The sequence below is a fragment of the Rhodococcus sp. G-MC3 genome (genome assembly GCF_030063335.1).
Taxonomy (GTDB): domain Bacteria; phylum Actinomycetota; class Actinomycetes; order Mycobacteriales; family Mycobacteriaceae; genus Rhodococcoides.
In genome coordinates, this window is record NZ_JASISW010000006.1 from 1 (window position 1) to 24372 (window position 24372).

General features: G+C 62.3%; 28 protein-coding genes and 1 pseudogene. 14 read left to right on the forward strand and 15 right to left on the reverse strand.

Going from position 1 to position 24372, the window contains the following annotated elements:
• Positions 1–122: 122 nt before the first annotated feature.
• From QMK17_RS07700 to QMK17_RS07710, 3 genes and pseudogenes are all read right to left on the reverse strand, one after another.
• Entirely contained in the window at positions 123–455 is a 333-nt protein-coding gene (locus QMK17_RS07700) for a protein kinase domain-containing protein (RefSeq protein ID WP_283508028.1), read from the reverse strand.
• Positions 452–859, reverse strand: coding sequence for a hypothetical protein (locus QMK17_RS07705; protein WP_283508029.1), 408 nt, complete (start codon positions 857–859; stop codon positions 452–454). The genes QMK17_RS07700 and QMK17_RS07705 overlap by 4 nt, the downstream gene beginning before the upstream one ends.
• 203 nt (positions 860–1062) lie before the next feature.
• Positions 1063–1200 (reverse strand): annotated as a pseudogene (locus QMK17_RS07710) (winged helix-turn-helix transcriptional regulator); the annotation flags it as partial.
• 367 nt (positions 1201–1567) lie between these two features.
• Between QMK17_RS07710 and QMK17_RS07720 the strand changes: the two are divergent.
• Complete coding sequence (locus tag QMK17_RS07720; RefSeq protein WP_283508032.1) at positions 1568–1918, forward strand: DoxX family protein; 351 nt, start codon at positions 1568–1570, stop codon at positions 1916–1918.
• A gap of 83 nt (positions 1919–2001) precedes the next feature.
• On the opposite strand, the gene QMK17_RS07725 is transcribed toward QMK17_RS07720, so the two are convergent.
• The 6 genes from QMK17_RS07725 to QMK17_RS07750 form a co-directional block, all read right to left on the reverse strand.
• Positions 2002–2610 (reverse strand): DJ-1/PfpI family protein, encoded by a 609-nt coding sequence (locus QMK17_RS07725; protein ID WP_283508033.1) that lies wholly within the window; start codon positions 2608–2610, stop codon positions 2002–2004.
• Between the two features lie 137 nt (positions 2611–2747).
• On the reverse strand, positions 2748–3407 hold the full coding sequence (locus tag QMK17_RS07730) for a GOLPH3/VPS74 family protein (protein WP_283508034.1): 660 nt from the start codon (positions 3405–3407) through the stop codon (positions 2748–2750).
• Positions 3408–3430: 23 nt separating this feature from the next.
• A complete protein-coding gene (locus QMK17_RS07735) occupies positions 3431–3781 on the reverse strand; it encodes a UBP-type zinc finger domain-containing protein (protein WP_283508036.1) in 351 nt (116 codons plus the stop codon).
• Entirely contained in the window at positions 3781–5208 is a 1428-nt protein-coding gene (locus QMK17_RS07740; RefSeq protein WP_283508038.1) for an ATP-binding protein, read from the reverse strand. The genes QMK17_RS07735 and QMK17_RS07740 overlap by 1 nt, the downstream gene beginning before the upstream one ends.
• Positions 5205–6860, reverse strand: a complete 1656-nt coding sequence (locus tag QMK17_RS07745) for an FAD-dependent oxidoreductase (protein ID WP_283508039.1) — start codon at positions 6858–6860, stop codon at positions 5205–5207. The genes QMK17_RS07740 and QMK17_RS07745 overlap by 4 nt, the downstream gene beginning before the upstream one ends.
• 118 nt (positions 6861–6978) lie before the next feature.
• Positions 6979–7134 (reverse strand): hypothetical protein, encoded by a 156-nt coding sequence (locus tag QMK17_RS07750; RefSeq protein WP_283508040.1) that lies wholly within the window; start codon positions 7132–7134, stop codon positions 6979–6981.
• Between the two features lie 147 nt (positions 7135–7281).
• On the opposite strand from QMK17_RS07750, the gene QMK17_RS07755 reads away from it, so the two are divergent.
• The 7 genes from QMK17_RS07755 to QMK17_RS07785 all read left to right on the forward strand — a co-directional run bounded on the left by QMK17_RS07755 (position 7282) and on the right by QMK17_RS07785 (position 13921).
• Positions 7282–8097: a DUF1206 domain-containing protein gene (locus tag QMK17_RS07755; protein ID WP_283508041.1), complete on the forward strand. Its 816-nt coding sequence runs from the start codon at positions 7282–7284 to the stop codon at positions 8095–8097.
• A 633-nt stretch (positions 8098–8730) separates the two neighbouring features.
• A complete protein-coding gene (locus tag QMK17_RS07760) occupies positions 8731–9129 on the forward strand; it encodes an endonuclease domain-containing protein (RefSeq protein ID WP_283508042.1) in 399 nt (132 codons plus the stop codon).
• 133 nt (positions 9130–9262) lie between these two features.
• Positions 9263–9721 carry an SRPBCC family protein gene (locus tag QMK17_RS07765; protein WP_283508045.1) on the forward strand — a complete coding sequence of 153 codons (459 nt, stop codon included), beginning with the start codon at positions 9263–9265 and terminating at the stop codon, positions 9719–9721.
• 78 nt (positions 9722–9799) lie between these two features.
• Positions 9800–10072 carry a GlsB/YeaQ/YmgE family stress response membrane protein gene (locus tag QMK17_RS07770; RefSeq protein WP_283508047.1) on the forward strand — a complete coding sequence of 91 codons (273 nt, stop codon included), beginning with the start codon at positions 9800–9802 and terminating at the stop codon, positions 10070–10072.
• 103 nt (positions 10073–10175) lie between these two features.
• Complete coding sequence (locus tag QMK17_RS07775; RefSeq protein WP_283508048.1) at positions 10176–10892, forward strand: phosphatidylserine decarboxylase; 717 nt, start codon at positions 10176–10178, stop codon at positions 10890–10892.
• An 11-nt stretch (positions 10893–10903) separates the two neighbouring features.
• The gene (gene pssA, locus QMK17_RS07780) at positions 10904–11776 is read left to right on the forward strand and encodes a CDP-diacylglycerol--serine O-phosphatidyltransferase (RefSeq protein ID WP_283508049.1); all 873 of its coding nucleotides are present in this window, start codon (positions 10904–10906) and stop codon (positions 11774–11776) included.
• Positions 11777–13921 carry an AAA family ATPase gene (locus tag QMK17_RS07785; RefSeq protein WP_283508050.1) on the forward strand — a complete coding sequence of 715 codons (2145 nt, stop codon included), beginning with the start codon at positions 11777–11779 and terminating at the stop codon, positions 13919–13921. It begins immediately after the preceding gene.
• A 43-nt stretch (positions 13922–13964) separates the two neighbouring features.
• On the opposite strand, the gene QMK17_RS07790 is transcribed toward QMK17_RS07785, so the two are convergent.
• From QMK17_RS07790 to QMK17_RS07810, 5 genes are all read right to left on the reverse strand, one after another.
• Positions 13965–14717 (reverse strand): isocitrate lyase/PEP mutase family protein, encoded by a 753-nt coding sequence (locus QMK17_RS07790; RefSeq protein WP_283508051.1) that lies wholly within the window; start codon positions 14715–14717, stop codon positions 13965–13967.
• Positions 14718–14792: 75 nt separating this feature from the next.
• Positions 14793–15188: an NUDIX hydrolase gene (locus tag QMK17_RS07795; RefSeq protein ID WP_442972720.1), complete on the reverse strand. Its 396-nt coding sequence runs from the start codon at positions 15186–15188 to the stop codon at positions 14793–14795.
• Positions 15189–15213: 25 nt separating this feature from the next.
• Positions 15214–15642 (reverse strand): VOC family protein, encoded by a 429-nt coding sequence (locus tag QMK17_RS07800; RefSeq protein ID WP_283508052.1) that lies wholly within the window; start codon positions 15640–15642, stop codon positions 15214–15216.
• A gap of 6 nt (positions 15643–15648) precedes the next feature.
• Complete coding sequence (locus tag QMK17_RS07805; RefSeq protein WP_283508053.1) at positions 15649–16125, reverse strand: SRPBCC family protein; 477 nt, start codon at positions 16123–16125, stop codon at positions 15649–15651.
• Positions 16122–16457: an ArsR/SmtB family transcription factor gene (locus tag QMK17_RS07810; RefSeq protein WP_283508054.1), complete on the reverse strand. Its 336-nt coding sequence runs from the start codon at positions 16455–16457 to the stop codon at positions 16122–16124. Before QMK17_RS07810 ends, QMK17_RS07805 begins: the two co-directional genes overlap by 4 nt.
• 252 nt (positions 16458–16709) lie before the next feature.
• Here QMK17_RS07810 and QMK17_RS07815 point away from each other — a divergent pair, with 252 nt between their 5' ends.
• The 6 genes from QMK17_RS07815 to mnhG are packed head-to-tail and all read left to right on the forward strand — an operon-like array spanning position 16710 to position 23031.
• Positions 16710–19553: a Na+/H+ antiporter subunit A gene (locus tag QMK17_RS07815; protein WP_283508055.1), complete on the forward strand. Its 2844-nt coding sequence runs from the start codon at positions 16710–16712 to the stop codon at positions 19551–19553.
• Positions 19550–20170 (forward strand): Na(+)/H(+) antiporter subunit C, encoded by a 621-nt coding sequence (locus QMK17_RS07820; RefSeq protein WP_283508056.1) that lies wholly within the window; start codon positions 19550–19552, stop codon positions 20168–20170. The genes QMK17_RS07815 and QMK17_RS07820 overlap by 4 nt, the downstream gene beginning before the upstream one ends.
• Positions 20167–21795, forward strand: coding sequence for a Na+/H+ antiporter subunit D (locus tag QMK17_RS07825; protein ID WP_283508057.1), 1629 nt, complete (start codon positions 20167–20169; stop codon positions 21793–21795). Before QMK17_RS07820 ends, QMK17_RS07825 begins: the two co-directional genes overlap by 4 nt.
• 5 nt (positions 21796–21800) lie before the next feature.
• On the forward strand, positions 21801–22439 hold the full coding sequence (locus QMK17_RS07830; RefSeq protein WP_283508443.1) for a Na+/H+ antiporter subunit E: 639 nt from the start codon (positions 21801–21803) through the stop codon (positions 22437–22439).
• Entirely contained in the window at positions 22436–22693 is a 258-nt protein-coding gene (locus QMK17_RS07835; RefSeq protein ID WP_283508058.1) for a monovalent cation/H+ antiporter complex subunit F, read from the forward strand. Before QMK17_RS07830 ends, QMK17_RS07835 begins: the two co-directional genes overlap by 4 nt.
• Positions 22690–23031 (forward strand): monovalent cation/H(+) antiporter subunit G, encoded by a 342-nt coding sequence (gene mnhG / locus QMK17_RS07840; RefSeq protein WP_283508059.1) that lies wholly within the window; start codon positions 22690–22692, stop codon positions 23029–23031. Before QMK17_RS07835 ends, mnhG begins: the two co-directional genes overlap by 4 nt.
• Here the strand turns inward: mnhG and QMK17_RS07845 are convergent.
• Positions 22997–24340 carry a DUF5933 domain-containing protein gene (locus tag QMK17_RS07845; RefSeq protein WP_442972710.1) on the reverse strand — a complete coding sequence of 448 codons (1344 nt, stop codon included), beginning with the start codon at positions 24338–24340 and terminating at the stop codon, positions 22997–22999. The genes mnhG and QMK17_RS07845 overlap by 35 nt on opposite strands.
• Between the last annotated feature and the right edge of the window lie 32 nt (positions 24341–24372).

Genomic DNA, 24372 nt, shown 5'->3' on the forward strand with positions numbered 1-24372 from the left:
GTTGCATCTGCGAGATGCCCTTCGTAGTGGCCGAATCTTTCCCTAGACAAGATTGATTCTTTCACCACGACAGGGCATTTCGTATTCACAACTCGCGCTCAGTTGTCACTTCATCGGTGTATTCAGGCTAAGGCAATCTGCCCCCGCGCCACCAATCGCGCGGCGCTGTAGCCCTCGACGTAATGCATCGACATCCAGAGCTGTCCCTCGAAGTCACCATGTGCATGAACCGACACGATGTTCGGGTGATTCAGTCGTCCGGCCAACTCGGCTTCCATAACGAATTTCGCGCGTAACCGTTCACTCTCGGACGCTTCGTGATTGAGGATCTTGAGAGTCTCGCACCTACCCTCGCGCACAACCAGGTAGACCTCGCTCATCCCGCCGACTCCGAGCAACCGCTCGACCTGGTGACCGGCGAACACGTCCCCGGGAGACAGCCGTCCCGCGGTCATGAGATGGGAACTCTGGAGTCGTCGGTCGATGCACATGCCAGTGCCACGGTTGCCGCAATTACGGCGATCACCGCGACGCCGAACAACATGCCTCCAGCGATGACGAGCAACAACGCCTTTCGGAAACCACCTCTACGTTGCGCGAGGAAGACGCACAGGGCAACGAACGGAATATCGATCGGACAGAACAGGACCCGGTGACGAGCCTCGGCGCGTTCGATTCCCGGCTTTGGGTCACCGAATACGACGACGATCTCCGCCGACGCCGTCAGAGCCACGGCCCGCGCGCTGATGGTTCGGTGAGCAAACCGAACTTCGAGCGGCAACTGACGCACCACTTTGCAAATTACGATGCACAGCGCAGTACCCAGCGTGAGGACCATCACGAGGAGTGTTTGCGGCACATCGAAACAGTAATCGCAGCGTCGGTAGTTCGCATGGGACGGCGAAGTCGGCTACCGAAAATACCGGAACCCGATCAAAAATCGGGAACGTAATAGAACCGATAATGGTCTGCCAAGGTCCACCAGGGCACACCAGTCCAACTCGTAAGACATCAGAAGAACAAGGGGTCCCGCACTCACCGGGCCCCTTGCTTCGGTCGTGATCAGGCCAGGTTGTTTTCTGCCCACACGGTCAACTCGCCGAGAGCGGGCAGCAGTGCCTGGACCCAGGTTGTCAGCCGATACTCCGCCGAGATCGGCGGAGTATCGTCCACGTTTCGCTCGACAATACCGGCCCGGGCGAGCTCATCGAGTCACTTCCGAGAGCACCGAGTCTCTGATATCGGCGACAGCTGGACGAAGATCGGAAGAACCGGAAGGCTCGCTCATCAGTGCTCCGCCACAGGCTTGCGCGTAATTCTTGTCGTCGGCTCTGGCCAGGCGAAAGAGTCTACCGACGACGTTACTGTCGGCATTGTTGCTCTGTTTTTACCAGTTGAATCAGAAATGGAAGCACCGTGACGCTGTCCCAGCCGACACCGACTTCTTCCCTGATGGCAAGTAGAAGTCCATACTCGTGGTCAACATCGGACATCCCGATGAAAATGCATGGTTCGATCGCGTTCCGCGACCGAGCCCTCACGACACAGTAGATTGGGCCTGAATTCAATGTTCATTGCGACACTTATCGTTTCGATCTTCCTGGCGGTAGCGCTGACATTCTCGGCCGTCGGCAAGCTGACGAAAAACCCGGCCGTCATCCCCATCATGGAAGCCGTCGGCGTCCCCGCCGACAAGATCCCCGTCCTCGCGTACCTCGAGATTGCCGGCGCCATCGGCCTCCTCGTCGGGCTGTTCTGGTGGCCGATCGGCGTCGCGGCCGCAATCGGAGTGATTCTCTACTTCGTGGGCGCTGTCATCGCACATGTGCGCGTCAAGGACATCAAGGGCACTGGACCTGCCGCGTTCCTGACTCTCGTCGCCGTCGCAGCCCTCGTCCTACGTCTGAACACCATCTGATCACCGTCGATCTCCCGGGTCATTCCGCAGGCTCCACTCCCGCCCACTGGGTCATTCCGTAGGCTCCACTCCCGCCCACTGGGTCATTCCGCATGCTCCACTCCCGCCCACTCGTATTGCATCTTCCGCGCGGTGAGCGTCGCAACCTCGGCGCTCACCAACCGCCCGACCAGATGCAACGCCAGATCCAATCCCGCGCTGATCCCGGCGGACGTCGCAATGTCTCCGTGGTCGAGGTAGCGAACATCCTCACGCACATCGAGTTCGGGCCAGGACGCTCGCAATTCCTCGATGTCTTCCCAGTGCGTTGTCACCGGTCTCGAATCCAACACGCCTGCCTGGGCAAGCAAGAACGCACCCGTGCACACCGATGCCGTCAATTCCGTTGAGGCCGAAGTCTTCTCGATCCATCTGATCACAGCTGGATTCGCTGCCACCTCGTCGACCACACCGCCGGGAACCAGCACGATGTCGTAGTGCCGTTCGTCGGCAATCGCCGTATCGACGGAAATCCGCATACCACCGCGCGCCACCACGGGGTTCTCGTCGATCCCGACGAGAACGACGTCGAACGCAGGCCCATCGCCCGCCCGCGTGGTGACCCTGTTGGCCACCGAGAAGACCTCGAACGGGCCACAAGCGTCGAGAACCTCGACGTCGTCGAACATCAGAATTGCCAGGGTCCGCGTCATGAGCCGAATCCTAATAGGAAGTCGTACAGATGGCGCACAACGTTATTCATCAACCCTGAACGCCACTCGGGATTTTCTTGTCGAGGCGAGTGCGTCCGCCCAGCCGACCGGGTTCGAACGGCCGTCGCGCTGGGAAACTAGGAGCTTCCGGCCGTTACTATGACCGGCACCATCAACGCGGCCATGACCGCGGCATTGACGTCCTGGACAGCTTTGCGGACTGCCTCGCTTGCCCACTCACCTTCGGCAATCTCCTTGGCGCGCTTCTTCGCTGCCTTCTTGTCCACGCCCGGTAACACCTTCGGAATCGCGTCGATCGCCGAGAGCAGCGCAATCAGAGCCGAGATCTCCGGCTGCGGAGTTGTACCGTCGACCACAGCGCTGCCGATCCACGCAATCGCTGCACGTCGGCGTGCGGGATCTTTCGCCGGCCACGACGTCGCTGGGAACAGCCCGAGCATTTTCCGCTGTTCCTCGGCCACGAACCCCTGGCGCACCAACCTCGACGCCACCTCGTTGTCGAGCTTCTTGTATAGCTTCTCGATGATCTTCTGCGGTTTCAGCGGACTCCTGGCCGAACTGACAAGCTCGTGTGCGCGCGCCAACAATGGATCAGCGGGCGGCGGACCGGCCACGACGACACGATTCTCGTCGCCGATCCGAACCGAGCCGTTCATTGCGAGTTCCAGCACCAACGCTCCTGCCAGCACCCGAGGCAGCTTTGTACTGTCCACGATCGGCTTGCCCGTCTGCTCGTCGAGGAGCACCAACAGCAGATCTTCCGCGATCAGAGTCATGACCCGAGGGTACCGACCGCCCGTCAGTTCAGGTAGTTCTGCCAGTCCGTGGGAACGAGATCTTTCGGACCCGGTGTGGACTGTTCGAGCGGATGGTGCTGGGGCTCGGCGAGATCCGGTCCGTCATACATCTGCTCGTCGGCGTAGCTGTAATACCAGCTCTCGCCGGGTTCGAAACTCGTGATGAATTGATGCTGCGTGCTTTCCGCATGCTTGCTGGCGTGCTGCGACGGCGAAGAATCACAGCACCCGATGTGGCCACACTGCGCACAGCGACGAAGGTGAAACCACCACCCCTTCGTTTGCGTACATTCGGCGCATCCCGGCCCGGACGGCGCAATCTCGGTGTCGATACCCGGTATCGGCTCGCTCATCAATCCTCCTGTTGTGCAGGCTCGACGGGCAGCCTGACGATGAAACGGGTGTTACCCGGTTCGGATTCGACGTTCAGATCTCCCTGATGCTTCTTGACGACGATGCGCCACGAAATATCCAAGCCCAGGCCAGTACCTTCGCCGACGGGCTTGGTGGTGAAGAACGGTTCGAAGATGCGTGACTTGATCGCATCAGAGACACCGGGGCCGGTGTCACCGATCTCGATCTGGACCTGATCATGGTCGAGAAGGGTTCGCACAGTCAAAGTTCCGACGCCGCCCATGGCTTGAACCGCATTGTCGATCAGGTTGGTCCAGACCTGATTGAGCTCGGCCGCGTAGGCGGGAATCGGCGGCACCACCGGGTCGTACTCCTTGACGACCGTGATGTTGTCGCCGATCTTGCGCGCCAACATCACCAGCGTGCTGTCCAGCAGTTCGCGCAGATCGATGGTCTGGTACGGAGCCCGGTCCATCTGCGAATACTGTTTGGCCGCACCGACAAGCGTCGAGACACGCGTCGTCGAATCAGCGATCTCGTTCATCAACAACTCGGTCTCGACGGTGTAGTTGAGCCACCGGATCGCACCTTCGAGAGTCTTCGAATCGTCCACCGTCGCCGCGACCTTCTCCAGCCACGCAACGTCGAGTCCGGCCTGCACGAAAGTCGGAGCCAGATCCCAGCCTCCCCCGATGTCGTGGCCGTCGAACCAATCGGCCAGTTCGTCCTCACGATCCGACGCCTCGAGCGGGGTCAGGCTCGGAGCTTTTGCAACGAGTTCGACGGCCTCCTCTTGGAGTCCGACGAGCGACATCAGCGACGTCCGATCCAACGAACCGTTGGCAATCATCTTCAGTTTCTGACGCATGTGCGCGACGCGATCGCGCAGTGCCGACGTGGCCCGAACTGCCGCTGCTGCAGGGTTGTTCAGCTCATGGGTCAGTCCAGCCGACAATTGGCCGAGCGCAAGCAGTCGTTCTCGCTGATCTACGACCTGTTTGGTGTTGCGGCTGCCGAAGAACAACCCCTCCAGCAGGTGCAGCGCCATTGGGAACCACTCCACGACGATTTCAGCGAAGCAATCCGCGTCCAGGACGAAGAACCGCGACGTCGCCGAGACGCGCATCGACCCCTGATACACCTGCGGCACCCGATCACCGAGGTAGGCCTGCCACGCCCCCGAGTACACACCCCTTTGAGAGGTACGGCCAACTACCAGATCCTCACCGCCCGAGAGCTTCGACATCACGACGGCGCCCTCGATCAGCACATAGAAACACGTCGCCGGGTCGCCCTCGGCATACACCGGACCAGGTTCGAGAATCTCGACGCGGCCTTCCTGGCACAGCTTCTCGAGCTGATCGTCACTGAGATGCTCGAACAAGAACAACGTCTTCAGCTCAGCCGGGCTGCATGACTCGCTCATGGGTTTGCCAAATATCTGTGCACGAGCATCACTGCCATCGCTCCTTCACCTACCGCCGACGCGACGCGCTTCGCCGAATCGGACCGCACATCCCCCGCTGCGAACACCCCGGGAACACTCGTCTCCAGATGGTGCGGCAACCGCTCCCGATCCCAGCCCGACGGGCCTTTGCCGTCGACCACCAAGTCAGGACCCGTCACGACGAAACCGTGCTCATCGCGGACGACGAAGCCGTCGAGCCAGTCGGTTCGAGGTGCCGCTCCGATGAACAAGAACAAATACTGGGCTGGAACAATTTCGTCTTCGTCGGTCACCCGGTTGTGCAGAGTGATCGAGTCGAGATGGTCCTCGCCCGCCACCCCGACCACTTCGGTGCACGAACGCACCGTGATCTTCGGATGCTCTTCGATCTGCTTGATCAGGTAGTAGGACATCGACGCTTCGAGCGATCGCGCACGAAGCAACATCGTCACCGATTTCGCGCCCCGAGCCAAGTAGATCGCCGCCTGCCCAGCCGAGTTGGCACCGCCGACGATGTAGACATCCTGCTCGGCGCATCGCGCGGCCTCGGTCATCGCCGAGCCGTAGAACACGCCGCGACCGGTGAAGTTCTCGATGCCCGGCGTCGCCAGCTGACGATAGGCAACACCTGTCGACAGAATGACCGTTTGTGCGTCGATGCTGCGACCGTCCGCGAACCTCACGGTGCGCGCCGCGCCGTTGGCTTCGAGACCGACGACGTCCTGAGTGGTCACCACTTCGGCGCCGAACTTCAACGCTTGCCGTCGAGCCCGCTCCGCCAATTGAGACCCGGAGACACCGTCGGGAAATCCGAGGTAGTTCTCGATGCGAGAGCTTTGACCGGCCTGACCACCCGTCGCTGTCCGCTCGATGAGCGTCGTACGAAGCCCTTCCGATGCTCCGTAGAGAGCGGCACCGAGGCCTGCGGGACCACCGCCGATCACGACGAGATCATAGAACTCGCCCGACGGCGTTGTGGTGAGCCCGAGATGCTCGCCCAGTTCACTGTCCGTCGGACCGCAGAGCGCCTTCCCCTCGGACGTGACGACCACGGGACACACGGTGTCGTCGACGCCTGCCGACGTCAGCAACCGGGCACCTTCGGGCTCGTCTGCCATGTACCACCGGTAGGGCAGCTGGTTGCGTGCGAGAAACTCGCGGACCTCCGAGGAACGAGCCGACCAGCGATGGCCGATGACCTTCGTCTGCTCGACCGGCCGAAGATCCGACGCACGCCAGGCCTCGATCTGAGCGTCGAGCACGGGGTAGAGCTTCTCCTCGGGCGGGTCCCATGGCTTGAGGAGGTAGTAGTCGAGATCGATGACGTTGATGGCGTCAATTGCCGCGTCGGTATCGGCGTACGCAGTGAGGAGGACCCGTCGCGCCTGCGGGTACAGGTCCATCGCCTGCTCGAGAAATTCCATGCCGTTCATTTGCGGCATGCGGTAGTCGGCCAACAACACCGCGACCGGCTGGCCGCGCAGCTTCATTTCTTTCAGAGCATCGAGCGCCCCCGCACCGGATTCAGCACGGATGATCGAAAATTTTTCGCCGTAATGACGACGAAGGTCGCGCGCGACGGATCTGGATACACCCGGATCGTCGTCGACGCTGAGAATTGCAGGCTTCATGACCCTCCCGGTCGGGCATCAACTGAGCGCTTCTACTCGCCGAACCCTGGCAGGTAGAAGACAAACCCAAGTATGCCGCGCCGGGCAATTCTGCGCGTGGGCGCCGGAAGGAGGTCGGTCAGACCTGGCCGCGCCGGATCATGTCGAGCTCACCGGGCGTAAGCAGCCGCTCCAACTGCTCACTGGGCCACTTCGGCGGGCGTCCGCTCGTTCGCGCCGATTCGAGCAGTGGTACGCCCGAGCTGGGACGAGAAAAGATCGAATGGATATTCACGATCGATCACTCCGAACAAGATTTGTTTTTGCCTGATGCCTCGTTGTTTCTATCGACCAGTGTTCGCCTCCCGTTACCAGATGTGCGCGAGGCGCGCGGAGCCAAGTTTCTCGAACAGAGCATTCGGGTACAGCGAAGTTCAACGCAATGGAACGGGGTCCAGAAGTGAATACAAGATCAACAGGCGCGGTCGAGAGAGTGCAGAGCAGCGATCTTTTCGAGAAAGCCGCACGAGCCGGGCACTTCGTCAGCGGTCTGCTCCACATTCTCATCGGCTACATCGCCATCCGATTGGCATTCGGGCAAGGCGGCAATGCCGACCAGTCGGGTGCGCTCGCCGAACTCGCCGCCAAGCCGGGCGGCTCGATAGCGCTCTGGGTCGCCGTCGTTGCCTTCGTCGCCCTCGCTCTGTGGCGCATCGTGGAAGCGGTTGTCGGCAAGAAGTCGGACGAGGACGCAGGTAGCGCGATGGATCGGTTCAAAGCGGCCTCCCTCGCTGTTGTCTACATCGCGTTCGCGTGGTCGACGTTCGGTTTCGCGAGCGGATCAGGCAAGTCGAGCGGCCAGCAGAACGCGGGCATGACTGCCCGGCTCATGGAGAACGGGTTCGGCAAAGTGGTGCTGATCGTCGTGGGACTCGTCATCATCGGTGTCGGCGGATATCACGTCTACAAGGGTGTGTCGAAAAACTTCCTCGACGACCTGGAGGGTTCGCACGGTAAGGGCGTCGAGCGGCTCGGCATCGCTGGTTATGCGGCAAAGGGAACTGCGCTCGTCGGCACAGGGGCATTGGTGATCGTCGCGGTCTTCACTTCCGATCCCAGCAAGGCGACGGGTATCGACGGGGCAGTCAAGACACTCGGTTCGCAGCCCTACGGTCAGGTGCTACTCGTGCTCGCAGGCGTCGGAATCGGACTGTACGGGCTGTACGCATTCGTGCTTGCCCGGTACGCGCGGATGTAAATTCCCGGCATCGGCAGATTCCTGGATCAGATCCGAGCGTGAGGTACCAATTACGCTTGTATCACACGGGTTCCCGTCGAATATGGGCGTGAGTGGAACACCACTCCCGCTTGTCCACAGACCCGGCATCGATGCACAACCTTTGTGTTTGCCCAGTTCGCGAAATCCGTCGGCATCTGGGCTCGGTCGATTCTCGACATCCATGCGACCCGAACTTTTCACCCGCGCCCAGTTGCTCTCTGCCGGAGTGTCGAGCAGCATGATCAGCCGGCAATACACGCGCGTCCTGCCCCAGCTCTACAGCGCCGAGGAGCCGACCACGTTCGTCCGCTGCTGCGCCGTGACGCTGTGGCAACCGGAGGCACTGCTCAGCCACAGGACCGCGGCGTGGCTGTACGGGTGGATGAAAGAGCCCCGAATCGTAGAGGCAACGTTGCCCCGGCACATGAAAGCTCGAACTCCCCGATGGCTCACCGTGTACCGCCGAGCACTCCCGGGACGCGAGGCCACCGAGGTACAAGGGCTTGCTGTAGTCAACCGAGAACGAACACTGGTCGACTGCGTGGCCGTGATGGAACCAAACGAGAGTGGGACTTTGGTCGACGAGCGCCTGACGAATGACATGGACTCGACATGCTGGAGGCATTCATTCGCAGTACTCCGAAGCTGCGCGGCAACGAACGAGCGCTGAGACAACTGAGCAGTGCAGCGTTGGGATTCGCATCCGAACCGGAACGTGTACTCGACCGCGCGCTCATCGCCTGCGGCCTCCGCCTGAAGACCAATCACAGGGTCGGCAGCTACATGTGCGATTTCGTCGATGAAGTCGCCAAGGTAATCGTCGAAGTGGACGGTCGAGAGTTCCACAGCGCTCCTGAAGTGTTCGGCAGAGACCGAAGGCGACAGAACTTTCTGGTACTGAGCGGCTGGATGGTTCTGCGGTATTCGGCGTTCGATGTCATGCGCAATCCCCGACCGATAGCGCGCGAGATCGCAGACGAGGTGCGCAGGCGCAGGAAAGCTCGGTCGTGATGGCACTGGTGTTCCACTCACGCCCTCCTCGTACGGCATCCCGTACGAAAAAGAGGCAATTGGAACAGCACGCCCACATACGCTCTAATCTAACCGTAACGACCGGTTGCACTAACCACCCATGGAGGAACGCGTGAGCAAAACTCTCGAAGCCAGCATCGACGTCGACGCCAGCCCCGAGCAGGTATGGAAGATCGTCTCCGACCTCGAGCGCATGGGCGAGTGGAGCCCTCAGTGCAAAAAGATGAAGATCTTCGGCGGCGAAATTCGCAAGGGCACCACCACCGTCAACGTGAACCGTAAAGGTCTACTCGTGTGGCCCACCACGGCGAAGGTCACCGTGTTCGAACCGAACAAGGCCATCGCGTTCCGCATTGTGGAGAACCACACCATCTGGTCTTACACCCTCACCCCGAACGCCACCGGGACTACCATCGTCGAAAAGCGCGAAGCTCCGACAGGCACCACAGCGATCTCGGGATTCCTCGTCAAGAGGGTCCTCGGTGGCACCGATCAGTTCGACGTCGAACTGATCGACGGGATGAACAAGACCCTCCAGCGCATCAAGTCCGAAAGCGAACGCGTTCGATAAAAAAAGATGTTTGACGGTTCGACGGCGCGGGCATTCCCCCTCAGCATCATTCACGGTAAACAAAAGAGGGGGCACCACATGTTGGGCCTAGGAATCATCGGCTGGATCATCATCGGCGGACTCGCCGGCTGGATCGGCAGCAAGATCATGAAGACCGACGCATCGATGGGAATCATCCTCAACATCGTCGTCGGCATCATCGGCGGCCTGCTCGGCGGCTACCTACTCAAGTTGTTCGGCGTCGACGTCGACGGCGGAGGACTGATCTTCAGCTTCCTCACCTGCCTGCTGGGTGCCGTCATCCTTCTATTTATCGTCAAGGCGGTCACAGGACGCTCCTCCAGGGTCTGACCGACTGCACACGTTCCTTACTGCCGGGGCTTCTCACGTACTGTGTGAGGCCCCGGCAGTGTCTGTTTCGGTCGCTGCTCGTCGAGATGTTCTAAGGAGCGAAGTGGCACGCCGTCCCACCCCGATCGGTCAACCGCCCCGCACAGGCGTAGCGCACTTCGCCGACCTGGTAAAAGAGACAGTTCCCCCGCTACACCCCGCAGGCCTACCCTTCGTCGCCGGCCCGCTTGCCGTTGCCGTTCTCGGCCGCAAGTACAAGTGGGTTCGCCGCGCTGGTCTCACCGCCGCCGGAGCCTGCGCAACATTCTTCCGGCACCCCTCGCGTGTCCCTCCCAACCGCCCCGGCATTGTCGTCGCGCCCGCGGATGGTCTGGTGACACTCGTCGACACCGCCGTTCCCCCTGCCGAACTCGACCTCGGCACGGCTCCCGTCCCCCGCGTCAGCATCTTCCTGTCCGTCCTCGACGTACACGTCCAGCGCGTTCCGGTCGCGGGCAAGGTACTCGAAGTGGTGCACAGGAAGGGCCAGTTCAAGTCTGCGGATCTCGCTGAAGCGAGCGAGGTCAACGAACGCAACAGCATGCACATACGCACCGCGGACGGCCACGATGTGGGCGTTGTCCAGATCGCCGGACTCATTGCCCGGCGCATCGTCAACAACGCCAAGGTAGGCGACTCACTGAGCATCGGCGACACCTACGGACTGATTCGATTCGGCTCACGCGTCGACACCTACTTCCCCGCCGGAACCACCTTGTTGGTCGAACGTGGGCAACGCGCTGTAGGCGCCGAAACAGTGCTCGCCGAGCTTCCTCAGTAAGGGTCCATTCGATGATCACCAGACGAGCTCGTCCGCCTGCTGCTGTGCGATTACTCCCCTCGGTCGTCACGATTCTCGCGCTCTGCGCCGGGTTGTCCGCCGTGAAGTTCGCCCTCGAAAATCAGTTGGGATTCGCGCTCGCGATGATCGGCGCAGCAGCGATCCTCGACGCCCTCGACGGGCGAATCGCGAGACTGCTCGACGCCACGAGTCGCATCGGGGCCGAACTCGACTCACTGGCCGATGCCATCTCGTTCGGCGTCGCGCCTGCACTCGTGCTGTACGTGACCCTCCTCGAAGGCTCGAGCAGTGGCTGGATCGTCGCGCTGGTGTACGCGGTCGCAATGGTGCTGCGCTTGGCTCGCTTCAACACCCTGCTCGACGACGACGACAGTCCCGGATACGCGAGCGAGTTCTTCACCGGCGTCCCTGCGCCGGCCGGGGCATTGATCGTTCTTACTCCGATCGCCGCGTTCCAGGAATGGGGCGACGGTTGGTGGGCGTCGTTCTACGTCGTCGTCGGGTGGACCTTGTTCACGGCGGGGCTAGCGGTGAGCCGCGTTCCGACGCTTGCTCTCAAGACAGTCGCGGTTCCGCCCCGAATGGCAGCAGCCCTGTTGATTCTCACTGCGCTCGTTGCGGCTGCGCTCATCACCTATCCGTTGATCCTGCTCATGGTGCTCGTTGCTGTATATCTGTTGCACATACCGATCGCCGTTCGCTCTCAACGGTGGGTCGCCGCACGGCCGTACACGTGGGATGCCAAGCCCGCCGAGAGACGGGCCGAGCGCCGGGCGATCCGCCGCGCGCCGAACAACAACGGCCGTTCCGTGGCAAGGCTCGGGCTTCGCCGCCCGAACAGCCACGATCAACGTGGTCGCTGAATGACTACTCCGGAACTCTCGCTCACAGCCCGGCTCAACACATCTGCCGCCGACGCGCGACGCGGTCTTGTGCGACTTCATCCGGAAGTGTTGGCAGCGCTCGGCATTCGCGAGTGGGATGCAATCTCGTTGATCGGTGCGCGCCGTACCGCCGCCGTTGTCGGCACAGCTCCCCACAACACTCCCCACGGAACTGCGTTGCTCGACGATGTCACCCTGTCCAACTCGGGTATCAAAGAGGACGGCTCCATCACCGTCGCTCCCGTCACCGTCTACGGCGCGAGGTCCGTCACCCTCGCCGGCTCGCTACTGGCCTCCGGATCGATCTCCGACGCCACCCTGCGCCAAGCACTGCTCGGCAAGGTTCTCACCGTCGGTGACACCGTCTCGCTTCTCCCCCGTGACCTCGGTCCCGGTACGAGCACCAGCGCCGCCACGCAAGCACTGTCACGGAACTTCGGTGTCGCCTGGACCTCAGAACTGTTGACCGTCTCCGGTACCGACCCTTCCGGCGGTCCTGTGAGCGTTCAACCCAATTCCGCAGTGAGCTGGGGCAACGGACGCCCCGAGGCCCCCGCCCCGAGCGCGGCACCGGCGCTACCGGTGACCGAACTGGTAGGGGTGTCGGTGCAGCAGGCGAAGCTCATCGAGTGGCTGCGGCTTGCCCTGGACGAGTCGGAGCTACTCGCGAGGCTCGGAGCAACGCCACATCTCGGAGTTCTGATCACAGGCCCCGCCGGTGTCGGCAAGTCGACGTTGGCCAGGGCTGTGGTGAGCGGCAGGACCGTGGTCGAGCTCGACGGCCCGTCGGTGGGCGCGTTGGAAGCATCGGCGCGTGTCGATGCCATTGCCTCGGCAATCGAGCGGCTCGGTGCCGGAGGGGTTCTCCTGATCACCGACGTCGATGCCCTGCTTCCCGCCGCCGCCGAGCCTGTCGCGGCACTCGTACTGGATCAGCTTCGTCGGGCCGTCGACACTCCGGGCATCGCGTTCATCGCCACCACGGCGCACCCCGAAGGTACCGATGCGCGGGTTCGCGCGCAGGATGTGTGCGACCGCGAGTTGACGCTGTCGCTTCCGGATGGCGCCGGACGTACCGCTTTGCTGCAACACCTGGTACGCACCGCGCCGACCCACAACTTGAATCTGGCTGAGATATCTTCGCGGACACCGGGTTTCGTTGCAATGGATCTCGCAGCACTCGTGCGCGAAGCAGCGCTCCGGGCGGCAGCGCGGGCAAGCTCGGACAAGTTGGACCCCCAGCTCACGCAGGCCGATCTCGTGGGCGCTCTCGACGTCATTCGCCCACTGTCCCGTTCCGGCACCGAGGAATTGGCCATCGGCAGCATCACGCTCGACGACGTCGGCGACATGGTCGAAACCAAACAGGCACTCACCGAAGCGGTTCTGTGGCCGCTGCAGCATCCAGACTCGTTCTCGCGCCTGGGTATCGAGCCTCCGCGCGGCGTTCTACTGTATGGACCTCCCGGATGCGGCAAAACGTTCCTCGTGCGGGCGCTGGCCAGCTCCGGCCAGCTCAGCGTTCACGCAGTCAAGGGCGCCGAGCTGATGGACAAGTGGGTCGGCTCGTCGGAGAAGGCCGTTCGCGAATTGTTTCAGCGCGCCCGGGATTCGGCACCGTCGCTGATCTTCCTCGACGAAGTGGATGCCTTGGTACCGCGTCGCGGACAGAGCTCGGACTCCGGCGTCGGCGACCGGGTGGTGGCAGCATTGCTGACCGAACTGGACGGGGTCGAGCCGCTCCGCGATGTCGTCGTGCTGGGCGCTACCAACAGGCCGGATCTGATCGATCCTGCATTGTTGCGCCCAGGACGCCTGGAACGGCTCGTCTTCGTTCCACCGCCGGATGCGGACGCGCGCCGGGAGATTCTGCGCGCATCGGGTAAATCTGTTCCGCTCGCGGAGGGTGTCGACCTCGACGCGCTGGCAGACGCTCTGGACGGGTACTCGGCCGCGGATTGCGCAGCCCTTCTTCGAGAGGCCGCGTTGAGCGCGATGCGTCGATCGATCGACGCGACCGATGTCACTGCCGAGGACGTAGAGGCTGCACGAAAGTCGGTGCGCCCCTCGCTCGATCCCGAGCAAGTGGCGCACCTGAAGGCGTACAGCGACAAACGTATGTGAGTGAAAATACGTCGCCTAGGACGTATTTCCGCTCACCTGAGCGCTAGCGCCAACGACCCAAAATCTTGGCCGCTTCACTGGCAAGCGCACCCTGGAACAGTGGACCGAAGCTGATGCGACCTACTCCCAGTGACGCGAAGTGCGAGAGGTCACCGTCGGCCGGGTTGGCGATTGCGTTGATCGGCAACGGAAGCTCCTCGGCGAGACGCTTGTAGTCGGCGTCGTTGTGGAAACCGACAGGGTAGAGCGAGTCGGCACCCGCCGCTGCGGCCAACTTCAGCCGAGCGATGGCGCGGTCGACGCGATCGCTCTCGTCGCCGACCTGCTTGACGAACAGGTCGGTGCGCGCGTTGATTACGACGTGTACGTCCGTCGCGTCGGAGGCCTTGCGCAGTGCGCCGACGAATTCAGCGTGCTCCTGTGCCTCACGAAGTCGGCCGCCTTCGCTGTGAACGGTGTCCTCGATGTTGAGGCCGACCGCACCGGCGGAAATCAGACCGTCGATGAGGCGTGTGGGGTCTTCGCCGTAACCGGACTCGATGTCGACCGACAGCGGTACGTCGACGGCCGCGCTGATCTGCGAGATCCGTGAGAGCAGTTCGTCGAAGGTGATGCCCTCGTTGTCGGGCTTGCCGATCGAGTCGGACACCGGGTGGCTACCAACGGTGAGCGCGGCGAATCCGGCGGACACCGCGAGGTTGGCGGACCATGCATCCCAGACAGTGGGCAGCACGACTGGGTTGCCCGGCTTGTGGAGTTCGAGGAGGGTTGTTGCCTTCTGGGCCAAGCTCGTCATGGAGACTCCTAAAGCGTCGATGTGGGGAGAACGTACGTTCTCCCATCAACACCGTACCCGTGCTGACAATTCCCTTCAATCGATCAGATCGAGTTCCCTCATGCGGTCGAACACCATCAGAGAGCCGGGAGCGACGTCGGGCATGGCTGCGTACTCGTCACGCGTGAAGAACCTGATCTCGGCAATCTCGCTCGTCGGCCTCGGTTCCGACGACAGATCGGCGAGAAAACATGTGATCTCCAAGGGCGTGCCGGCCGGATGCCCCCAGGCTTCGCACTCGAACACACCGAGCAGCTCGACGTCGACGACGCCTGCATCGAGTTCCTCGCGGATCTCCCGATGCAGAGCCTCCTCGGGCGTCTCATCCGTATCGATCTTGCCGCCCGCCATGTAGAACGCAGCCTTGCCCACCGAGCGCGCCTGAAGCATCCGGCGATCGCGTACGTAGGCCAGTCCTGCCGTTCGAATGATGTTCACGCGCCAACCCTAAGGGCCCTCATACAGCAAATCGACCTCGCGCATCGTGTGGGATCAGCGGATTCTCGGCGCGAACCTTCAGCTGCTGCACGGCCCAGGTGTTGCCGTCGGAATCGGCGAACCCGAATAGCGTTCCGCCGTCCCGCTCGTCGAACACGGTCACGTCACTGGCGTCGACACCCCGGCTCAGCAACTCGTCGCGCGCGGCGTAGGCGTCGGCGACGACGAGCTGTAGGCCCTTCAGGGAGCCAGGTGCCATCTCGTTCTGCGATGGCAAGGTGCCGATGACAATGGAGCAACCCGATCCGCGCGGGGTCAGCTGGGCGACGGTCATGTGCTCGTTCTCCGTGCGGTGGTCGAGCTCGAATCCGACTTTGTCGCGATAGAACTCGATGGACGCATCCAGATCCGTTACCGGCACGACCACCACTTCCAGCGTCCAATCCATGATGCGTCAGTCCTTCTTCACAATGATGTCGAGGCGTTCGTATCCTTCGGAGAGTCCCTTCTCCATGCCGCTCTGCGCCATGCCATTTCTGGTTTCGATCGACGGGTAGGTGCTGTGAATACTCACGCGGCTACGGCCGTCGCCGAGGTCGGTGAATGTGATTGCCTCGATGCTGACGACGTCCGGAAATTCCTCGTACTCGAATGTCTGAATCGCGAACTCGTTCTCTCGCACGACATGGAAGACACCGTTGAACACGAAGCGCGCGCCTGCCGGATTGACGTGGACGTAGCGGTAGCGGCCACCGGTGGTGAAGTCGTAGCGTTCGATCTGCATGTCGTAGCCGTTCGGGCCGAGCCACTGCTTGATCAACTCGGGCTCCTTGTGCGCGCGGAACACCGCCTCGACCGGGGCGTCGAACTCACGCGTGATGAAAATGAACGGTGCCCCCTCGGGCACGGTGACGGTGACGGGATTGCTCATTTCTCTTCCTCTTCCTGAGTGGCCAGCAGAGCGTCGAGATTTCTGAACTGCTGTTCGGCAATGATGCGGTACTTGTCGATCCATGCGGTGAGCTCTTCGAGTCGGCCCGAGTCGAGATGGACGGGACGGCGTTGCGCATCGCGTGACCTGGTGACCAGGCCTGCGTTCTCGAGAACCTGAATGTGCCGCGAGACAGCCTGCTTGCTGATCTCGAACGGTTCGGCGAGATCGTTGACCGTCTGCGAACCACGGCTGAGCCTGGCGATGATCGCGCGTCGAATCGGGTCGGCGAGTGCCATGAAGGCCTCGTCGAGCCGATCGTCCGTGTCCATAATCAACCAACTCCTTTATCAATCACTACATTGATTACGATAGGACCGCCAAGCACCGGAGTCAAGCGAAAGTCCGATTTGTGCCGAATGGCTGCGCGTCAGCCCTGCAAGTAAGATGGAAGAAACTTATACTCGCCGGCCGCGCACACGGCCAGCACAAAATTCCCCAACATTGTTCACCTACTCGACGCCGCCCAACGACCACCGCGTCTCCCACCAGGATGACGCGGCCAGAGACGACGGAGTATCTTTTTGCTCGCTATCTTGATCGCGCACACGGTCGCGGCCGTGTGCGCACCCTTACTGGTTCGCTGGTGGGGCCGAAACGCATTCTTCCCATTGGCACTCGTACCGCTCGTCAGCCTCGGTTGGGTATTCGCCAACTGGAACACCGAGCAATATGTGAACATCGAATGGGTCCCCGGACTCTCGATGAACATCGCGATGCGCTTCGACTCGCTGGCCGCGATCATGTCCCTGCTGGTACTGGGAATCGGCGCGCTGATTCTGCTGTACTGCGCCCGGTATTTCGAGAACGACGAACCTCGGCTCGGGCAGTTCGCCGCCGAGATGGTCGCATTTTCCGGTGCCATGTTCGGCCTCATCACCAGCGACAACATGCTCGTTCTCTACATCTTCTGGGAAATCACGACCGTGCTGTCGTTCCTGCTCGTCGGCCACTACGCCGAGCGCGCATCCTCGCGCCGAGCGGCAACGCAGGCACTGCTGGTCACCACCGCCGGCGGACTCGCGATGCTGGTCGGCATCATCATCCTCGGCCAGGTCGCGGGCACTTACAATCTGTCCGACGTCATCTCGAACGCACCGTCCGGCTGGCTACCCGGCGTCGCGGTCGTGTTGATCCTGATCGGCGCACTGTCGAAGTCTGCGATCGTGCCGATGCACTTCTGGCTCCCCGGCGCGATGGCCGCGCCCACCCCGGTCAGCGGATACCTGCACGCGGCGGCCATGGTGAAGGCTGGCATCTACCTGGTCGCCCGGCTTGCTCCCGGCTTCGCCGACTCCGGCCCCTGGCGCGCAACGATCATCACCCTCGGATTGCTTTCGATGATCCTGGCGGGATGGCGAGCACTACGAGCCTTCGACCTCAAACTCATCCTCGCGTTCGGCACGGTCAGCCAGCTGGGATTCCTGATGGTTCTCGTCGGCATCGGAACCGAGAAGGCCATGCTCGCCGGGCTCACCATGGTGATCGCGCACGCGATGTTCAAGGCAACGCTCTTCATGGTCGTCGGCATCATCGATCACACCACCGGCACACGCGACATCCGCAAGCTTGCCCACCTGGGAAAGAAACTTCCGGTCCTCGGGTCGATCGCTGCCCTCGCGGCGGCCAGCATGGCGGGACTTCCGCCGTTCCTCGGTTTCGTCGGCAAGGAAACCGCATTGTCCGCGGTCATCGGATCCCCGGCACTGAATCCTCTCGTCAGCGCTGCCGTCGTTGCAGGTCTGGTCATCGGGTCGATCCTCACGGTGACCTACAGCATCCGATTCGTGTGGGGCGCGTTCGGCCGCAAGCAACTCGTGCGACCGAGCCCCGCGGTCAAGAACCTGCACGCGCCAACGGCGCTGTTCCTTGCCGCACCGGCATTCCTCGCGGTGCTCGGAGTCGTCGCGGGCATCTTCTCCCCCGTCGTCGATCGCATCGTCAGCCCGTACGCGCGGACCGTCGACGACTATGGGCAGGCGTCGTACCATCTCGCGCTGTGGCACGGCTTCAACCTGCCGCTCGGCCTGACGGTGATCGTCGTGACCGGTGGTGTCGGGCTCTTCATCGCGCACCGCATACTGAACCGCCTCAAGTTCGAGCACCCACCGCTCGGTAACGCCGACCGCGTCTACGACGCCGTCCTCAAGGGCATGGACACCATCTCCATCCGATTGACCGGAACCACGCAGCGCGGTTCGCTGCCGCTCACCCAGGGCACGATCCTGTTGACCCTGGTGTTGTTGCCGATGATCCTGCTGGCCTTCGGCCGGGAACCGACACTCGACTTCATTCTGTTCGAGACACCGCTGCAAATCATCGTCTCGGTGATCATGATCTCGGGAGCGCTCGGTGCCACGGTGATGCGCAACCGTCTCGCCAGCGTCATTCTCGTCGGCCTGACGGGCTACGCATGCGGCGTCATCTTCGCCGTTCACGGCGCACCCGATCTGGCACTCACACAGTTCCTCGTCGAGACGCTGACATTGGTGGTCTTCGTTCTCGTACTACGGAAGCTGCCCGCGGAGGTCGACGATCGCGGTGCCGCCGGATCGCGTCTGCCCCGCGCCGCGTTGGCCGTTGCCGTCGGAGCCACCGTCACCGTTCTCGGCGCCTTCGCCATGAACGCCCGCAACACCGCACCCATCTCGCTGCAACTCCCCGACGCTGCGTACCGGCTCGGCGACGGTAAGAACATCGTCAACGTTCTGCTCGTCGACATCCGCGCGTGGGACACCCTCGGTGAGATCTCGGTATTGCTCGTCGCCGCCACTGGAGTCGCGAGCCTGGTGTTCCGCAATCGCAGATTCGGCAGCGCACCTCGCGTCGCCGACGCCCCGGCGACGGGCGGCGACAACGGCATTGGCTCGGACACAACGTGGCTTCTCGGTGGCGATCTGATCGATCCGCGTCACCGTTCGCTCGTCCTCGAGGTGACAACGCGGTTGATCTTCCCGACGATCATGGTCCTGTCGGTGTACTTCTTCTTTTCCGGACACAATGCGCCCGGTGGTGGGTTCGCGGGCGGTCTGACGGCCGGTCTCGCGCTCGTGCTGCGCTACTTGGCCGGCGGGCGCTATGAACTCGGCGAGGCCGTACCGATCGACGCGGGCAAGATTCTCGGGCTCGGACTGGTCCTTGCCGCCGGAACCGCGATCAGTTCGCTGTTCCTCGGGGCGCCCGCACTCTCGTCCGCGACCCTAGAGCTGACGTTGCCGCTACTCGGCGACATCAAGATCGTCACCGCACTGTTCTTCGATCTCGGTGTCTACCTCATCGTGGTCGGTCTCGTACTCGACGTTCTCCGAAGTCTCGGCGCGCGTCTCGACGCACAGGTGGAAATGCAGAGCCAGGTGAACGCCCGATGACCGCAAATCTGGGAATGCTGATCGTGGTGGGCATCATGGTTGCCACCGGCGTCTACCTGCTGCTCGAGCGTTCGATCACGAAGATGCTGCTGGGTCTGATGCTGTTCGGCAACGGTGTGAACATCCTGATCCTCACCGTGGGTGGCCCGCCGGGAAATCCACCGATCGTCGGCAGGGACACCTCCATCCACGACACCATGGCAGATCCGTTGGCGCAGGCCATGATTCTCACGGCCATCGTCATCACGATGGGCATTGCGGCGTTCGTGCTCGCGTTGGCGTATCGCTCCTTCACGCTCAACACGAAGGACGACGTCGAGAACGACCCGGAAGACACCAAGGTCTCCAAGCGGCGGACAATGGCCGAGGCCCCGGACCGAGACCGCTCGGACGACCCGGTCACCGGCGAACCCAGCTTCAGCGGCGACGCATTCGACTCACGCGGAAACCCGATACCGATCGAGGATTTGAAGAATCTCGAAGATCTCGAATGCTACGAGGATCTACACGAGGGCGACTTCGACGACGATGACGACGACGAACCCGATATGAGGGGTCTCGACGGTATCGATTCGGCTGTAGAAGACACATCGGCCGAGAAGGGAGACACGAAATGACCGTCTCCACAGGCGCTATCGACGTCCTCACCCCGCTACCCGTTCTGTTTCCGTTGTTCGCCGCCGCCCTCACGCTCGTCCTCGGTCGCCGGCCACGCGCGCAGCGGTTCATCACCGTCGTCGCGCTGACCGCGGTGGTCGCCGTTTCCGGCATGCTGCTCTACCTCGCAGACCGCGACGGCACGCACGCGCTGCAGGTGGGCGGTTGGGATTCACCGATCGGTATTTCCCTCGTGGTGGACCGACTGTCGGCGATGATGCTGGTCGTCAGCACGATCGTGCTTCTCGCCGTCATGATCTACTCGATCGGGCAGGGCATTCGCGACGGCAACGACAACCAGCCGGTGTCGATCTTCCTCCCGACCTATCTCGCGCTGACCGCGGGAATTTGCAACGCCTTCCTCGCGGGCGATCTGTTCAACCTGTACGTCGGATTCGAGGTCCTGCTCGCCGCATCATTCGTGCTGTTGACTCTGGGAGCCAGCGCGGACCGCGTTCGAGCCGGCGTTTCCTACGTCATGGTGTCGATGGTGTCCTCGTTGATCTTCCTGATCGGCATCGCACTCGTTTACGCCGCGACCGGCACCTTGAACCTGGCGCATATGGCGACTCGTCTCGACGACATACCGACGGGCACCAGAACCGCGATATTCGCCGTTCTGCTCGTCGCGTTCGGCATCAAGGCTGCGGTGTTCCCGCTCTCGACCTGGCTACCCGACTCCTACCCGACGGCCCCTGCGCCGGTCACCGCGGTGTTCGCTGGACTGCTGACGAAAGTCGGTGTGTACGCGATCATCCGCGCGCACACGTTGTTGTTCCCTGACGGCTCCCTCGACAACGTACTGATGGTCTGTGGCCTGCTCACGATGCTCGTCGGCATCTTCGGCTCGATAGCCCAGAGCGACATAAAGCGTCTGCTCTCGTTCACCCTCGTCAGCCACATCGGCTACATGGTGTTCGGCGTCGCACTGTCCACGCAGTCGGGATTGTCCGGCGCGATCTATTACGTCGCACATCACATCATCGTGCAGACCACATTGTTCCTGGTCGTCGGACTCATCGAGCGTCAGGCAGGCTCGTCGTCGCTACGACGCCTCGGCGGGCTCGCTGCAGCGAGCCCGGTGCTGGCCATCGTGTTCCTGGTCCCGGCGCTCAACCTGGGCGGCATTCCGCCGTTCTCGGGATTCATCGGTAAGGTCGCGCTGCTGCAGGCAGGCACCGCCCAGGGCAGCGTGCTGGCCTGGATCCTCGTCGCGGGCGGCACCGTCACCAGCTTGCTGACGCTCTACGTCGTCGCTCGAGTCTGGACCAAAGCGTTCTGGCGGGCTCGCGCCGACGCCCCCGAGGGTGAGCTTGCAGACAACAGCCCGTCTGCTTTGATCGATGACTCCAACGACATCCAGCTCGCCGATCGCGAGGACGTCGGCAAGATGCCGGCCTTCATGCTGATCCCGACGATCGGGCTGGTGATCGTCGGACTCGCACTGACGGTCTTCGCCGGGCGCATCATCGACATCAGCGACCGGGCTGCGGCGGACCTGCGTGACCGATCGGTGTACATCGACGCGGTTCGCGGCGCAGAATTTCTCGGAGACCCAAGCGCCGAAGCAGCGGAGGGCAAATGAAGCATCTGAACCGCTTTTCGCTCCTCCGGCTCTGGACGTTGGCCTGGCTGACCTCGGTGTGGGTGTTGTTGTGGGGCAACGTCAGTCCAGCGAACATCCTGGGCGGCATCGCCGTCGGACTCGGCATCATGATGCTCCTTCCGTTGCCGAAGGTTCCGGTCGAAGGCCGAATCCACCTGCGGTCCATCCTGACTCTGACCGGCGTGTTCTTTTATTACGCAGCCGAATCCAGCCTGAGCGTCGCGTGGCTCGCCGTGCGGCCTCAATCGCCTCCGGTGACCGGCGTCCTCCGCTGCCGCATCGCCATCAAGTCGGATCTCGTCCTCACATTGTTCGTGGACGCGATGAACTTGGTTCCAGGCACAATGGTTTTGGAAATCGACCAGACTCGTCGATTGCTGTATGTCCATGTGTTGGACATGGGCAGCCAGAAGTCCGTGGACAGCTTCTACGCCTACGTCAGGCATCTCGAAAGGCTCTTCATCGCGGCATTCGAGCGTGAGACCGACTGGAGGCCGAGCCCGCTGCACTTCCAGGAGTACGAGCGCTACCACGGAGTCCTCGGCGACGACATCACGACGCCTCCCGAGGGTCGCCGGGACGACAAAAAAATCGACGACGAACGAGAGGGGAAGTGGACATGACCGTCGTACTGGCCATCGCAGGGATTCTGCTGATCGCCGCAGCCGTCATCACTGCCTATCGGTTGTTGGACGGACCGAGCACTCTCGATCGTCTCGTCGCAATGGACACAATTCTCGCTGTGTCGATGTGCGGGCTTGCCGTGTGGTCGGTCTACAGCCTCGACACCACCATTGTTCCGGCGATCGTCGCGCTGTCGCTGGTGAGCTTCGTCGGTTCGGTCAGCGTTGCGCGATTCAGGGTGAGGGACGAATGAACATGATTCTGGAAGTGATCTCAGCAGTTCTGATCCTGATGGGAGCAACTCTTGCGTTCACTGCCGCTGTTGGCATCGTCCGTTTTCCCGACACACTCTCTCGCATGCACGCGGCGACCAAACCCCAGGTCGTTGGTCTGATTCTGGTACTGACCGGCGCTGTGATCCAACTGCGCGGCAACGTCGACATTTGGATGCTCGTCTTGGTCGGAGTGTTCACCCTGGTCACCGCGCCGGTGATCGCGCACGCCGTCGGCCGCGTCGCCTACCGCGAGCAGCGAGGCCGTGACGGCCTGCTCATTGTCAACGAGATGGAGCCGGACGAGTCGGACCAATGAGTGTTTGCCCGCCCCACGTCGCGAACACGCTTCCTGGGGCGGCGAAGAACGTTGCGTAGAACATTCCGACGACGGTACCCATCGCGAGAAGGATCGCCGGGCCGAACAGTTCGGGGTACTCCGCGAACGGCACCGCGAGGTAGCGGTAGCTCAGCAGGAGCAACACCAAGACCGCTGATCCGTAACCGACGAGCCGAATTCGCGCCCGGTCCCAGCCTCGCTCGGGATCACGAAGCATCGATTCCAAGGTCAGGCAGAGCACGACACCGGCAACGAGGTCGATGCCGTAGTGGTAGCCGAACCCCAACGTTGCTACCAGCGTGCACACGAGCCAGGTGGTGCCCCCAGCACGCAACCACCACGGACCCTGACGCGAATGGATGAACAAGCTCAGCGCCCACGCAGTGTGCAGACTGGGCATGCAGTTACGCGGCGTCTCGGCGTCGAACGGAATTTTCGTCGGTGAGTCGTCGAACGGGACGATCGCCGGCCATAGGTTACCGATCTCAAAGCCTTGACCTGCCGGACCGAAAGCGAACATCGGCCCGACGACCGGAAACAGGATGTAGAAGACCGGCCCGACCAGACCGATCAACAGGAACGTCCGGACGAGGTAGTGCGACGGCCACGCGCGTCCCGATGCAACTCCGCGCAATTGATAAATGGCGATGGCGATAGCAGCGATCGGTAGCTGGATGTACACCCAGTGCAGAACCGCGTAGGCGGGCGGACCGAGCGCCTCCAGCGCGCTTCCGACGACCCATGAGGGGTTGCCGAGTGCGTGATCGGCGAGTTGGGCGTACTCGTCGAGAACGTAGGGCCGAACGATCGTGGTGATGTGGAGCCAGGTGTCGCCCACCTTGGTGGCGAGGATCAACAGGCAACCAAGGCACACGGACCGCACTCCGCCGACGTCTCGCCGCCAGAGGGTGTAGGCGGCAAGGCCTGCCAGCACGATGACAGCTCCGTTGCCGACCGAAAACGGACGCCCGGACTCCACCCGTACCAGTGCTCCGACGACGTCGATGCCGACCGCGATGGACAACGCCCGAATTCGGGTGGTCGTGTTCACTCCGATGAGCGCCAGGGCCAGACCACCCCACGGCACCGCCATCGATTTGGGTGTTCCTGCAAAGTCGTTCCAGATGCTGGGGACCGGCCCGGAGAATCCTTGGATCCACGCCACAAGCTGCAGCGTTCCCAGAAACAGCACAACGGCCACTGCGCCTACGCCGTACATCCGTAGGGCCCCCGGCGCCGCTTTCTCGGCGCACGTGGGCCTCTCGTCCCCCTGAAGCACGTCGTTCATAGTAAACGGTAAATGAACGAAGGATTACATCG